The sequence below is a fragment of the Longitalea arenae genome, from assembly GCF_016924755.1.
Lineage (GTDB): Bacteria > Bacteroidota > Bacteroidia > Chitinophagales > Chitinophagaceae > Niastella > Niastella arenae.
In genome coordinates this window covers 362,917-376,841 of record NZ_JAFFJX010000004.1, presented here as the reverse complement: position 1 = coordinate 376,841, position 13,925 = coordinate 362,917, and the positions used below count along the sequence as shown (strand labels likewise).

General features: G+C 46.0%; 11 protein-coding genes. 4 read left to right on the top strand and 7 right to left on the bottom strand.

The features are described from left to right. Nucleotides 1–87: 87 nt before the first annotated feature. The 3 genes from JT717_RS12170 (at nucleotide 88) to JT717_RS12160 (ending at nucleotide 6,175) form a co-directional block, all read left to right on the top strand. Nucleotides 88–1,377, top strand: coding sequence for a FecR family protein (locus tag JT717_RS12170; protein WP_205510742.1), 1,290 nt, complete (start codon nucleotides 88–90; stop codon nucleotides 1,375–1,377). Nucleotides 1,378–1,614: 237 nt separating this feature from the next. Continuing rightward, entirely contained in the window at nucleotides 1,615–4,779 is a 3,165-nt protein-coding gene (locus JT717_RS12165) for a SusC/RagA family TonB-linked outer membrane protein (protein WP_205510741.1), read from the top strand. 10 nt (nucleotides 4,780–4,789) lie between these two features. After that, a complete protein-coding gene (locus tag JT717_RS12160; protein ID WP_205510740.1) occupies nucleotides 4,790–6,175 on the top strand; it encodes a RagB/SusD family nutrient uptake outer membrane protein in 1,386 nt (461 codons plus the stop codon). 80 nt (nucleotides 6,176–6,255) lie between these two features. Here JT717_RS12160 and JT717_RS12155 read toward each other — a convergent pair whose 3' ends face one another. Further along, entirely contained in the window at nucleotides 6,256–6,576 is a 321-nt protein-coding gene (locus JT717_RS12155) for a hypothetical protein (RefSeq protein WP_205510739.1), read from the bottom strand. 1,067 nt (nucleotides 6,577–7,643) lie between these two features. On the opposite strand from JT717_RS12155, the gene JT717_RS12150 reads away from it, so the two are divergent. Then, nucleotides 7,644–8,213: an RNA polymerase sigma factor gene (locus JT717_RS12150; protein ID WP_205510738.1), complete on the top strand. Its 570-nt coding sequence runs from the start codon at nucleotides 7,644–7,646 to the stop codon at nucleotides 8,211–8,213. 2 nt (nucleotides 8,214–8,215) lie between these two features. Here JT717_RS12150 and JT717_RS12145 read toward each other — a convergent pair whose 3' ends face one another. The 6 genes from JT717_RS12145 to allB are packed head-to-tail and all read right to left on the bottom strand — an operon-like array spanning nucleotide 8,216 to nucleotide 13,904. After that, nucleotides 8,216–9,646, bottom strand: coding sequence for a DUF6986 family protein (locus JT717_RS12145; protein ID WP_205510737.1), 1,431 nt, complete (start codon nucleotides 9,644–9,646; stop codon nucleotides 8,216–8,218). A 40-nt stretch (nucleotides 9,647–9,686) separates the two neighbouring features. After that, a complete protein-coding gene (gene uraH / locus JT717_RS12140) occupies nucleotides 9,687–10,025 on the bottom strand; it encodes a hydroxyisourate hydrolase (protein WP_205510736.1) in 339 nt (112 codons plus the stop codon). 11 nt (nucleotides 10,026–10,036) lie between these two features. Further along, on the bottom strand, nucleotides 10,037–10,552 hold the full coding sequence (gene uraD / locus JT717_RS12135) for a 2-oxo-4-hydroxy-4-carboxy-5-ureidoimidazoline decarboxylase (protein WP_205510735.1): 516 nt from the start codon (nucleotides 10,550–10,552) through the stop codon (nucleotides 10,037–10,039). Nucleotides 10,553–10,568: 16 nt separating this feature from the next. Beyond that, the gene (gene allE, locus JT717_RS12130) at nucleotides 10,569–11,315 is read right to left on the bottom strand and encodes a (S)-ureidoglycine aminohydrolase (RefSeq protein WP_205510734.1); all 747 of its coding nucleotides are present in this window, start codon (nucleotides 11,313–11,315) and stop codon (nucleotides 10,569–10,571) included. Nucleotide 11,316: 1 nt separating this feature from the next. Beyond that, a complete protein-coding gene (locus JT717_RS12125) occupies nucleotides 11,317–12,570 on the bottom strand; it encodes an allantoate amidohydrolase (RefSeq protein ID WP_205510733.1) in 1,254 nt (417 codons plus the stop codon). Then, a complete protein-coding gene (gene allB, locus JT717_RS12120) occupies nucleotides 12,567–13,904 on the bottom strand; it encodes an allantoinase AllB (RefSeq protein WP_205510732.1) in 1,338 nt (445 codons plus the stop codon). The genes JT717_RS12125 and allB overlap by 4 nt, the downstream gene beginning before the upstream one ends. Nucleotides 13,905–13,925 lie beyond the last annotated feature (21 nt).

The window sequence follows — 13,925 nt, the reverse complement described above, 5'->3', positions numbered from 1 at the left end:
ATGTTTACAGAAGACGATTTGTAATTATTCGTGTGGCAATAGCTTATATCTAACGGTTAATCATATTTGTGAATTAAACCCTTCGCCGTGGCTACCCATAAACACATTGCCGGGCTCATTCTCAGGCATCGTAGAAATTTATTAACTGAACAGGAAAAGCAGGAGCTTGAAGCATGGTGTAATTGTTGTGAGGAGAACCGTTTGCTGTTTGACCGGCTAATGAAGCAGGGTGCTGTTGCCGAAAACCTGCTTGAGCTCTATTCTACAGCAGCAGCTGAATCCGGAAAAGTAAAGCCGCTATTTCCTGGCCAGCGAAAAAAGCGACTGACCTGGGGTATTACATATGCAGCTATTCTTGCTGGTCTCTTATTAATGGCTGCCACCGTGTATTCATTAATGGAGAAAAAAACTGGTAAAAAAGCGCTTGCTGTTGTTGACCATGCCCAAAAAAATGAAAGTAGTGGTATGGCCTCTGATGAACACCGCGTGGCGTTAAAGCTGGCAGATGCGAGCATCATATATCTTGATAGCAGTATAAACGGTCATGTTGCATTACAATACAGGTCGGTGATCAATAAAAGGGGCGATAAAGTGCGGTACGAATGGTCGACCGGTAATGCACAACGTGAACTGGGATATAACACCATTACAACACCGAAAGCCAGAAAGTTTGCGGTGGAATTACCTGATGGCAGCAAAGTGTGGCTGAATGCTTCTTCGAGTATCACCTTTCCGACAGCCTTTATTAATAAGGAACGGATCGTACAGGTTACCGGTGAAGCGTATTTTGAAGTAAATCCGGAACCGGTATCGCTGGATTCAGAAACTGCGCAAAAGCCTTTTATAGTGTATGTGGAGTCGCCGCAAAGTAAAGGTACGGGCGCGGCAGTAGAAGTAATGGGAACGCATTTTAATGTGAACGCGTATGGCGATGAACCGGTTATAAAAACAACTTTGCTGGAAGGAAAGGTGAAAGTCAGCAATCAATTTTGCCCGGGGTTCGAAAAAGCGGCAACCATGAAACCGGAACAAATGCTTTCAGCACAACAGCCAACGCAGTCGGCCACTTTAATACCGGGCCAACAAGCGCTGGTCAACGGTGACGGACAAATGGAAATTGTAAAGTATGCAGATATTCAGGAGGTAATGGCCTGGCACAGAGATATTTTTATTTTTAATGACCTGGATATTAAATTGATCATGCAACAGATTGCCCGGCAATATGATTATGAGATTTATTTTAAAGAACCTGTTAATGGTCACTATACATTGACCATAACCCGGCAAACACCGCTTGATCAGATACTAAGAGCGCTTGAATTATCGGGTGGTGTTCATTTCAAATTGGAAGGCAGGAAGATCAGCGTGTCAGAATAGCCAGGGAAAGTGTGATTGTGGAGGTGTTAAAAGATTGGTGCAGCGCTATGGTGAAAGGAACCGGTAGGGGCTGGTTCATTGGCATTTTAATTAGTGTAATATTAGCGAAAAGCTAATCACAAAGTCTTGGAAATGACTAGAATTTTGTTAATGCTTTGTTTGGTGGCGTGTCTTCCGGGGTTTGCACAAACTCAAAAGATCTCTATATCAGAGGAAAATGTCCCGCTCAGAAGGATCATGAAACTGATTCAGGAACAAAAAGTATATACATTCGCTTACAGGAGCGAATACCTGCAAGATATTCCCCGGGTCTCAGTACATGTAAAAAACGGCACTGTTCAACAGGTAATGCAACAGGCGCTCAAAGGGCTGCCATTAAAATACGTAATGGTAGGCGACGGTATCATCACAGTGTGCCCCGATTCTGCTGCCATCATGAGACCAAAGCCGGCGTTATGGGCTATTGACGGACAAATTCTCGATGAAGCGGGCGAATCGCTGGATCAGGTATCTGTCGAGGCAAGCGGTTCTGCTGCCGGTACCAAATCAAATGATGATGGACAATTTAAGATCTCCATAAAGCCCCATACGAAATTAACCTTCAGCAGCGTAGGATATGAAACCGTCGAAAGACTGATCAAGGATGAAACCTATCTGATTGTTCGGTTAAAGAAACACTTACAGGACCTTGATGAAACGGTAATTACCGGCTATGGAAAAACTTCAAAGCGGTATAAGACGAGCTCCATTGATAAAGTTAACCAGCTGGATATTGCCCGCCAGCCGGTATCTGATCCACTGGCAACCCTGCAGGGCCGCATTCCTGGTTTGCTGATCACTCAAAGCAACGGCGTGCCCGGTTCTCCCTATAAGATCCAGTTACGTGGACAAAGCTCCATTGGTATTAAACCGGGCTCCCTGCCCCCGAATGATCCGCTGTTTATTATAAACGGAGTTCCCTATGCGCCCAATAACAATCCCATGCAGGCGGTTACTTCCGGTACCGCGTTGGGTGAGTTTGGAAGAAGTCCGCTTTCATTTATCAATATCGGCGATATAGATCATATTGAGGTGTTGAAAGATGCCGATGCAACGGCCATTTACGGAAGCCGCGGCTCCAATGGCGTTATACTTATCACTACTAAAAAAGGCAAAACAGGCAAACCTTCGTTTACCGTTAATATCAGGAGCGGTTTCAGCAGGATCACCCGTTATCCGGACATGATGAATACCGCACAATATGTGCAAATGCGCCGCGAAGCTTTGGAAAACGATGGCCTGGCCCTTAACAACACCACTGCCCCCGACCTGATGGCCTGGGACACTACCCGTTATACCGATTTCAAGGACATGTTCATTGGCAGTACGGCCGTTATTAATGATGCGCAACTGGCATTATCCGGCGGGTCTAAACGGCTGCAATATTACCTGGGAGCGGGTTATCACCGCGAAACGACCGTTTTTCCCGGCGATCTCAGGAACGAGCGTTTATCGGGGCATGGCAACCTGCATTACCAAAGCAGGGATTCAGGCCTGAATGCTACTTTCACCCTCTTAATTACCGGCGATAAGAACCGGTTATTGACCACCGATCTCACGAGTATCGTAAACCTCGCGCCACATACACCAGTGCTCTATGATTCTACCGGAAAGCTGAACTGGATCGAAGGCGATCTCACCTTCATCAATCCAATGTCATCATTGTTGAAGACCTACGAGTCAAAGACCAGTAATTTGTTAGGGAATCTTGATATCAGTTACCGGATCTTGAAAAACCTGCTATTTAAGACAAGCCTTGGTTATAACCGCCTGAGAATGGAGGACATGAGTTTGTTGCCAGGCAGTAGTTTCAATCCTTACGATTTCCCGAATGCAAAAGGCTATTCTTATTTTGGCAAACTCGTTTATAACAGCTGGATCGTTGAACCGCAGCTCGAGTATAACAAGTATATAAGTATCGGGAAAATTTCCGGCTTGTTGGGCGCCACCATGCAGGTGCAAACGCAGTCCGTAGATAATACCGAAGCTACCAATTTTGCCAGTGATGCACAGTTGCGCAATTTACATGATGCAGGCAGCCTGATCAATAAAGATCTTAAGACCGAATACCGTTATGGCGGTGTTTTTGCCCGCCTGAATAGCATCCTGTATGATAAGTACCTGATCAATCTTACCGGACGTACAGATGGCAGCAGCCGTTTTGGCCCGGGCAAACAGGTAGGTACTTTCTGGTCAACCGGTGCTGGCTGGATATTTTCCAACGAGCCCTTTATGAAGAATAAAAAGAGTGTTGTCAGTTTTGGTAAGCTGCGCTCTAGTTATGGAGTAACCGGTAATGACCAGATCGGGGATTACAAATACCTCGACCAATGGCAGGATATTGTGGGGGCTTACCTGGGTACGAGAGGTATAATTCCTGTGCAGCTGGCAGATAGTAATTACAGCTGGGAAGTAAGTCGTAAGCTGGAAGCAGCCCTTGACCTGGGCCTGTTCAAAGACCGGCTGATGATCTCTGTTGCCTGGTATCGCAACCGCACGGGCAATCAGCTGATCTCATATACATTGCCGGGCCTTACCGGTTTCACCAGTTATGCGGCCAAAAATTCCAGCGCACTGGTACAAAACAGCGGCTGGGAAATTCAGTTGCAAACAAAGAACCAGCTTAGCAAAGACTGGCATTGGAATGGCAATATCTTGTTGACCATACCGCGGAATAAATTAATTGCTTTTCCCAACCTGGCCACATCTTCTTATGCGCACAAATTAACGATCGGTCGATCTCTTTCTACTTTCAATGGCTATTCTTATGCGGGGGTACACCCGGCCACCGGATTATTTAGTTTTAATGACCTGGATGAAGACGGTGATATTAGTTTTCCGGACGATTACCGGGTTATTGGCCATTTAGACCCCAGTTGGTATGGCTCTATACAAAGCAACTGGCAGTATAAGGGCTGGCAATTGGATGTATTCCTGGAGATCAGGAAACAGCAAGCTTACAACTATTTATACTATCTCTATAATGTAAATTTTCCAGGAAAATTGCTGATCAATCAGCCTGCACTGGCATTAGACCGCTGGCAGAGAAGTCCTGACCATGCGGTTTTGCAGCAAAATACCACAGGCGAGCAGGAGGCTGCAAGTAAAGCCATAGAAAAATTTAAAGAATCAAACGGAGGTTTTCAGGATGCTTCTTATTGCCGGGTTAGGAATGTTGAATTGTCCTGGCGTTTGCCGGGCCAATGGTTAAAAAACATTTCCTTAAAGAATTGCCGGATCTATTTGCAGGCGCAAAACCTGTTCACCATTACCCGGTATAAAGGAACAGATCCAGAAACTCAAAACTTATTTACTTTACCGCCCTTACGCACCATTGCAGGGGGCATTGAACTGAATTTTTAAAATTGCACATATGAAACCGAAACCTATTCTTATTTATATATTCGTTTGCGTTGTCATTTTTGCAATTTCATTAACGATGACCAGTTGCAAAAAATTGGTGCAGGTAGATGAACCGGATGATTCCCTGACAGCTTCGATGGTCTTTTCGAACGACTCTTTGGCCCAGGCTGCGGTGGCTGGCCTCTACATCAAAGTAATGAGCAATACAAAGTTCCTGCTCAATGGGGGGATGAGTTTGTTCCCAGGTTTGTCAGCCGATGAGGTTGTGCGCACCAGTGCCATGAATAATGAAGAGCAGTTCACCAATAACGCAATTTTGCCGAGCAATCAATTGATCAATGTTAATCTCTGGAAGGCAGCCTATACCTATATTTATCACAGTAATATTTGTATAGAAGGGTTGCAACGATCTTCCGGGGTAAATGAAACACTCAAGAAGCAGTTAACTGGCGAGGTTTTATTTGTGCGGGCATTGTGTTATTACTACCTGGTAAATTTGTATGGCGATGTACCACTGGTATTAAATACCAACGCCGAAGTGAATGCCCTGCTTCCACGTACGCAGGCTGATAAGGTGTATATACAAATAGAGAGCGATCTGCTGGCAGCGAGGGATGCATTGGCTGGTACTCAATTGAATACCAGGCCTACACAACATGCGGCTATGGCCTTACTGGCAAGGGTCTACCTGCATATGCAGTATTGGGGCCGGGCTGAAGAGATGGCGAATGCCGTCATAAATTCGGGGCTGTTCACGCTCTCAAACGACCTGAACGCGGTTTTCAAAATAAAGAGCCCGGAGATCATTTTTCAATGGGCGCCCGCCAATTTGAATTCGGGTGATGGCTTTATTTTTGTTCCTTCTTCTCCAGCAATTCGACCGACCTATACAATTGACAGTAACCTTTTATCTGCTTTTGAAACTAATGATCTGCGGAAACAAAACTGGATTAAAACGGTGAAGGTTAATAGCACCACATATTCCCATCCATATAAATACAAGATTTACATTTCAACAGGTGTTCCAGATGAATACAACGTTGTATTACGATTAGCAGAACAATATTTGATCCGGGCGGAAGCGCGGGCCCGGCAACTAAGGGTTGAAGAAGCAGTAGACGATATCAATATCATCCGCAGCCGCGCCGGCCTGGCCGAGCTTTCGAAGAATATCAGCAGTGATTTATGCTGGCAGAAACTGGAACAGGAACGGCGGGTAGAATTCTTTGCGGAATGGGGGCATCGCTGGTTCGATCTGAAGCGTACGCAACAAGCCGATGCAGTACTAGGTATCGCAAAAGGCGCTCGCTGGCATCCCAACGATAAATTATATCCTATCCCACTTATTGAACTGGAAAATGCACCCAACCTGGAACAGAATCCAGGATATAATTAAGAGAATAAGAAAAGACGTATCACATCATAAGCCGGGAGTAGGTGTGCTTATTCGTGATACGCCTTGCTGATCTTAGAAGGTTAGGGGTGAGAATAGAGTAACTTGTCGGGTTGCGATGTTATGGGCCGGGGTACGCCCCATTGGTCAATGGAACAATTCGCGGGCGCCCAACCTTTTTCCTGTAAGGTTTTTGGATTGGCGGTGCTTTCATCAAAGCCGGTTATGAAAATTTCATTGGCAACTGTGTTTTGCCGGCCAAGCCAGGCGTTGGTAACATCAAACCAATAATAATTGATCTGTGCGGCTGCAGGTTTGGGTTTGAAATCGGGTTTTACGGCAGCAAGGGCTGTCAGCATAATAACAAATGCAGACAGGAACAAGGTTAGTTTCGCTTGTTTCATAATGTTGGCTGCTTTTATTCTGTAAAAAGCAGTAAAAACATTGAGTGAATGAATGTTGATTAAACCCGTTCGTTTAGGGGCATAAGTTTTCCTGTCCGGTGTTTGCACCGGAAAAAAATGTTGTTAGTAACGCAATTGGTTAGAGTTTGTAGGGACGGAACAATAACTGGTAATAATAGGAATAGCCTGCTGGCATTACGATAGCGTGGTCACTGCAGGTAAGCAAGGACGTAAGGATAGAACTAAGGACGTAAGGATAAAAATAGAAACCTTAGGATAGTTGCAATTCGACAGGATAGAAGTATGTTCTTAAGGATAGATAACGTTCATCAGGATAGAAGTATGGCTGATAACTGAAGAGCAAAAAGAATTAATTCTCTTTTAATGCGCGTAAAGTTAGGGAGAAACAAAATATATTTTGTAAAAATATTTCGTCAATAGGTAGCTGCTGAAGCGTTGTAAAGTATGGCTTGAAAAAACTTATAATGTTTATTTTCTGAATTTTCACCAGCTCGCATAAACTAATTGTCATCGATCATTTATCACCTAAGTGAATACACGAGTACGATAAAGCAAAAAACGCCTGTTGATCCTTCGTTGCGCATTCAATATTTCTACCTACCCAACAACAGGCGCAATTGAAAAACTGCGAACCATTAACCCTTTCTATTAAATCACCGGGCGGTCACTAAATAGTTATCAATGCAACTATTATATTAAAATTATTTTATTGTTATTTAGTAAAAACAGACAGAATTGGTGTTTTTATTTATAGGGTGTGTATCGGAAAACCACTAGTGCTTAGAAGGGTTCCAACGAAAGGGAAGTGGTCTCATAACGGGAATCTCAAAGCAGATCTGTGCAGCAGAGATAATAGCTCAAAATAGTTTATGGTTTATAGAAACCACCGATTTATTACATGGAAGAACACACCGGTTGTTTAGCCATTGGGCCCCAGCCGGTTTTTACAAAAACCTGTATCAGCCTCCATATATCCGTTGTACTAAAGATGCCATGAATCAGAAAGAAACCACCAATGTGTTGCGACATTTCAAAAACTACCTGACATGAGGAATACAGAACATTTAACGAATGAGAAAAGTAAACGTCTTAAGCAGCAAAAGATCCCTGAATTCGAAAAGGTATTTCATTTGTTCAATCCTTCACTTTGTTTTTTCGCCCGCCGGCTGGTAAATGATGCTGCCATCGCCCAGGATATTGTTACCGATGTATTTGTAAAGCTCTGGCAAAAGCAGGCTGACTTCAAGACGGTTTATGCGGCAAAAGCGTTTTTATACATCAGCACCCGTAATGCCTGTCTCAATCATAACCAGCAGGTACAATACCAGGCCCGCATCCGCGAAACCATCCGCCAGCAATCCAACGAAATAGAACCCGGGGCAATGAACGAGGCCATTCATGCCGAGGTTTTACGCCAGGTATATAGCATTGTAAATGATCTGCCCGAGAAATGTAAAGAAGTGATGTTGCTGAGTTATACCAAGGGCCTCGATTGCCATGAAATTGCCCGCCAGATGCGGCTTTCCGTACATACCGTCCGCAATCAGAAGAACAGAGGCGTTCATTTAATTAAGAACAGGTTCCGATTCTCCGAGGAATTTGTGCCTATACTATAGTACTAAGCCTTTCTTCTGCCTTGCAGGATTCGGTAAAACGACCTGCTGCGTATTTCATCAATAGTAAGGCCTGTAGCGGTAGCTTCTTCTTCAGTGATCGCACCACAATTCATAGCTTTTAAAAAGAAGTTCAGCAAACCCTGCCCGGTGGCGGCATCGTCGAATATGTCTTTGGTAAGCGTAGAGATAGCTGCCCGTTCTACAAAGGTCTTCAACCGGAATACCGCATCTTCATAACTGTTCAAAAAGAAATTGTAGGTAGCTGCATATCGCATGGGCAGCTGCGCAGGGTTCAGGTCCCAGCCCTGGTAGAACCCATTGATGAGCGAGTGCATGGTATGATGAAAGCCGGTACGCCATGCCTGGTGTACCGATTCGCGGTTCTCGGTCATTTGCTCATAGCTCAGTTGGTCGCCACGGTGCGGGCCAATAGGCATTACATTGGTGGCGCCATCTGATAAAAAGATGCCTGTACCGGCCAGCGCTACTTTCGTCATATGGTGTGCAAAATCACAAACCGGATGCGCCATGGTCTGGTACTTCGCGGTAATGCCACAGGAGGCTGTATAGTCATAGGTACCAAAATGCGCGGCAATACATCTTCCTTCACTGGCTTTTATAATGCGCAGCAGGGGATTGCGCCCTTCCTCATCCATAATGATCTGTGTGGCTTCCACCATCGTTTCCATTTTCAGGGAACCGGGTGCGAGTTGATGCGCTTTTTCAAACAGTTCGAAAAGGCGTACCAGGGTCACTACCTGTTCTGGTATCGTTACTTTGGGTAACATAACCACGAAATTTTCGGGCAGAATTCCATTGGTATTTTCAAGCAGGGTAGAAAGAAAAATATCCAGTGTGCGCACCCCGCGCTGTTTCAGGTCTTCTGTAAATGGCTTAATACGAATGCCTATAAACGGCGAAATGGTCTGGTTTTTCATTCCTGTGGCCAGCTCGATGGCAGCCTGCACTGCAGTTGCATCTTCTTCCTCATCGGGGCGGTTACCAAAGCCATCTTCAAAATCTATCCGGAAATCTTCTACGGCTTCGGTTTGCAATTTTTGAATGATCTTATTGTATACCGTGTAAGCAAGCCAGGCCGGTTCCTGTTTCCGTAAAGGGGCCGGCATGTCGTTCAGCTTTTTTGTCAATGTTTCAATGGCGCTTTGTTGCCGGGGCAAATATTCGTGACCCGCTAACTGCAAGACATTTGCCAGCACCACAAAATTCGGTGCATAGGTTTGCAGATTCCTGAGGGCAATATCACCCATTTTCACACAGGTGTCGGCTCTGAACAGGTTTGCCCCTCCATACACTGTATGAACCGGCTGGCGCTCAGGCCTGTCGCCGGGATAGGTTTGCTGGAATTTGAGATTGGCCGTTTGCAACTGCGCTAACAAATCCGTTTTCTCTTTTTCCGGTATGGAAAGCTTCATATTTATTCTTTATAGTAATTGGAATTTATTGCTGTGTAAATTAAGAACCCCGGTAGGTAGAGTAGCCAAAGGGATTTAATAAGAGAGGCACATGGTAATGTGAACCGTCGGTAATGGAAAACACCACTTCTACAAAGGGATAAAAGCAAGTCATCAGCAGTTGTTTGTAGTAATCGCCCGTTTCAAATTTCAGTTTATACTGCCCGGTCGGTAAGCGCTCATTTTTTGGCAGCCAGTCCGTGATCCTGCCATCGCTGTTGGTAAATCCCCGTACTATCTCCTTCCAGTCATTATGTTCCAACTGGTATAAAACGATCTGCACACCGGCAGCGGGCTTGCCCTGGGTAGTATCCAGGATATGCGTGGTTAACTGGCTCATGGTGGTAGCTGTTATGGTTCGTTAATGCCAAAGAGTTTTTCAAGTCTTAACCTCGTGATCTTAAGCTGCTCTTCCATGGCAACCTGTATTTCAACCTCCGGGCTGTTATATAATCGCTGGTTAAGGATTTGCAGCATTTCATTGGCAGGTTTGCCGGTTGCGCAAACGATGAAAGTATAACCAAACCGTTGCTCATACTTTTCATTGGCTGCTGCCAGTTCCTGTATGGTTTGTTCAGAAGCCTGCTTCACAGCCGACTGCTCCTTTTCCGCCCATGCGTTAGCCGCGGAGAGATTTTCTTTCAGGGAATTGATATCGCCGATCCTGGGATGTTGGGCAAATGCTTCCCGCCAGTCTGATTCATGGCAGGCATACCATTTTTCCTCGGCTATCTGGAACAGATCAATCAGGTCTTCAGCCGGTAAAGCCTCGAGCACATTGTTTACCCAGGCAGTGCTGCCGCAACAGGTATGCAGCAGTGCTTTCTTTTTCTCTATATCGAGGCCATCGAATTCTGCAATTGTCATAGCCATAGATTTTTCGTTATACTACAGTGGGAAAGCGGTTCACGTTTTTGTAATAGATATATACAGCCGGTTCCTTGCCCATAGCGGTAAACCATTGCTGACAGTAGGGCGCCATCCAGATGGCATCTCCTTTTTTGACGGGGTACCAGTGATGATCGAGCATATATACCCCCTGCCCCTGCAAATACAGCAAACCATGTTCCATGATATGGGTTTCTACAAATGGCAAATGGCCACCCGGATCATAAGTGAAAATATTCACCGCCATATCGAAGGACAGGTTATCGGGCAATAAGACCTGTAAGCGCAGGGCAGGATCATTCAGGTAGCTGGGGGCTGGCACTTTGGAAGCATCGCCAAACAGGGTTGCAGGTACCGGTGCTTCCTGTAATGGCTCATATACTTTATGGAAGCTGAGGATCCTGGTACCGGCTTTTACTTCATCAAAAACATAATCCTTCTGAACTGGTATATATACAAAATGGCCACTAGCTAAATTTTTTGATTCACCACTTACCGTAGCCTTGCACGCGCCTTCAATTATGTAAAAAAAGATCTGCGATTGTTGCGTGCTACCAGTCAGGCTGCCATCCTTTTGCAATGTGATCAGTGTTTGACAAAGCCGGGCGCCCATTTGTTCATTGATGATGACATTCACGGTGCAGTTTGTCCAACCCGGCACATTGCTGTTCACATAGCCATCCTGACTGATCACTGCATGATTGTGTTTTACGACCGATCTTGTTAGCGCTGAAATTTCCATATTAACCGCGGTTATATTTTTGAATGAGCGAATGTATGAATGCAGCCGATACCTCAACGGCAGCGGCCAGGTCATTTAGTTCAACATTTTCCGATGGATTATGACTGATGCCCTTAAAACATCGCACAAATAACATGGCTACCGGTGCTACTGCTGCTACTGCCACTGCATCATGCCCGGCCCCGCTCACCAGTTTCACCAGCTCATACCCTGATCGCTGAATGGCCTCTTCCAGTAACTGATTAAAGGTATCATCACAGCTTACCCCTTCTGTTTCCTGTACCGCTTGCCAGCTCATTTTTATAGTACGCCGTTCGCAAACAGACAGGCCCAGTTGCTGCAATTGTTTATGGCAGCTTGCTAAAATGGCTGCATCTGCATGGCGCAGATCAAGCGTGATCGTCACTTCCCCGGGGATCACATTACTGGCTGCATGCGCGATTTGTACAGTTCCAACGGTGGCCAAAAGCTGATGTGGATGCGTACCCGCAAACCGTTCTACTTCCAGAATAAATGCAGCAGCGGCACATAAGGCATCGTTCCGTTTCGTCATGGGTACGGTACCTGCATGCCCGGCTTCACCTGTAAAGGTGATGGCAATTCTTTTTTGCCCGGCGATAGCTGTTACAAGACCCACCGGAATATTTTTTTCATACAGGACCGGACCTTGCTCGATATGGATCTCAAAATAACCCAACCATTCTTCGGCAGGTATGGCGTCCTGTTGTAACAGGCCCGGATCGCCACCCATCGATCCAATCACTTGCTGCAAGGTATTGCCGGCAGCATCCTGTTTGTTGAGCAGATCCGTATCAAACTGCCCAGCTATTACTTTACTGCCCAGGTAAGTGGTGTGGAAGCGGCAGCCTTCTTCGTCGCAAAAAGCGATCAGTTCCAGGTGAAAGGGAAGCGAAACCTGTTGCTGTATAAGCTGTTCAATCAGGTCAAGTCCGATGAGCACACCCAGCGGGCCATCGAATTTGCCGGCATTCACAACAGTATCTATATGCGAGGCGATCACCAGTGTTTTGGCATTGGCAGAAGAGGATACCAGTCTACCCCGCACGTTGCCGATATTGTCAATCCGGGTTGCTAAACCGGCGGCTTGCATCCATTGCGCAACCAGGTGGCTTCCTTTAACAAAAGCATCAGTACCGAATGTACGGGTAATAACAGCCGGTTCTTCACTGATGGAAGCCAGTTCATTGATCCGTTGCAGGATCCTGGTTGCGCGCTGTTGATATCCGGTTGTCAATTCATAATGAGTTTTCCTTTATTAAGCGCAGGAAATTGTCCCTGCTCAAAGATCAATTCGCCATTTAACCAGCTTTGTTCCACCACACCATACAATTGCTGGTTCAGGTAGGGCGTTATTTTATGTTTGTGATGCAATTGCTCTGCTGTAACGGTAAAAGATCTGTCCGGATCCCAAACAAGCAGGTCGGCATCATAGCCTTTGGCAATTTTACCTTTCGTTTCGTGCAAGCCGGGCAATAATGCCGGTTTTTCACAAAGCCATTTTGCCATACAGGTAACCGGTATATTGCGCTTCCGGGCGCCCGTCCATAGAACCGGTAACGCCAGCTGCAGGGATGCGATACCACCCCAGGCTTTCCTCAGGTTGCCCGATGCAATTTCTTTCATCTCCGGTGGAGCCGGTGAATGATCTGTTGCCACGAAATCGATGATCCCTTCCTGTAAGGCCTGCCATAATCGTTCATTATTCTCTTTTTCACGAATCGGTGGGGCGCATTTAAAAGCCGTTTGTCCGTCAGGAATGGCTTCGGCATTGAAAAACAAATAATGCTGGGCGGTTTCGGCCGTAAGGGGCAAGCCTTTCTGCCGCGCCTGTTTAATTTGTTCAATAGAATCGGCCGATGACAAATGCACGATATGCACCCGGCAATGATACTGTTCACAAAGCCTTATCATAAGGGCGATGGCTTCATCCTCCCAGGCTTTTGGCCGGGAAGAAAGATACTGTTGATAAGAACGATCGTCGTTTCCCGCTTGCACTTGCAACTGGGTAGACATTTCGCAATGTACCAGTAATGGTAAGTTATACCGGGCAATAACAGGCATCACCAGCTGCAGATCGGCTTCTGTTACGTTTGGAAATTCATCGATGCCGCTATGCGTTAGGAATGCTTTAAAGCCCAAGACACCCTTATTGATCAGCTTTTCTATTTCAGCACTATTTCCTGGAACCACGCCGCCCCAAAAACCGCAGTTTACATGTAATTGTCCTTTCGTAGCAGCCAGCTTCTGTTCAAAGGCAATAGCCGTAGTAGTAACCGGTGAAGCATTTAACGGCATATCCACCAGCGTCGTGATACCTCCGGCAGCTGCGGACCTGGTCCCGGTGTCGAAACCTTCCCAATTTGTACGGCCCGGTTCGTTCAGGTGTACATGAGGGTCAATTATACCGGCCATCAGCACCTTTTCGCCAATATCGATTACCGTGCGGCTCGCTTCGCGGGGCAGCGCAGCTACTACATCAGCGATGATACCGTTCCTGATGAGTACCACGCCAGCCCGCATGCCTTCGGGCGTACAAATGAACTTACCGCTGATGGCCAGGTCGAACATACTTGAATATTTAAGTCCGCT

Excerpts from the sequence above, each read along its gene's own strand:
- JT717_RS12145 (WP_205510737.1), bottom strand. The coding sequence starts at position 9,646 with ATGAAGCTTTCCATACCGGAAAAAGAGAAAACGGATTTGTTAGCGCAG.
- JT717_RS12165 (WP_205510741.1), top strand. The coding sequence starts at position 1,615 with ATGAAACTGATTCAGGAACAAAAAGTATATACATTCGCTTACAGGAGC.
- JT717_RS12160 (WP_205510740.1), top strand. The coding sequence starts at position 4,790 with ATGAAACCGAAACCTATTCTTATTTATATATTCGTTTGCGTTGTCATT.
- uraH (WP_205510736.1), bottom strand. The coding sequence starts at position 10,025 with ATGAGCCAGTTAACCACGCATATCCTGGATACTACCCAGGGCAAGCCC.
- JT717_RS12150 (WP_205510738.1), top strand. The coding sequence starts at position 7,644 with ATGAGGAATACAGAACATTTAACGAATGAGAAAAGTAAACGTCTTAAG.
- JT717_RS12155 (WP_205510739.1), bottom strand. The coding sequence starts at position 6,576 with ATGAAACAAGCGAAACTAACCTTGTTCCTGTCTGCATTTGTTATTATG.
- uraD (WP_205510735.1), bottom strand. The coding sequence starts at position 10,552 with ATGACAATTGCAGAATTCGATGGCCTCGATATAGAGAAAAAGAAAGCA.
- allE (WP_205510734.1), bottom strand. The coding sequence starts at position 11,315 with ATGGAAATTTCAGCGCTAACAAGATCGGTCGTAAAACACAATCATGCA.
- allB (WP_205510732.1), bottom strand. The coding sequence starts at position 13,904 with ATGTTCGACCTGGCCATCAGCGGTAAGTTCATTTGTACGCCCGAAGGC.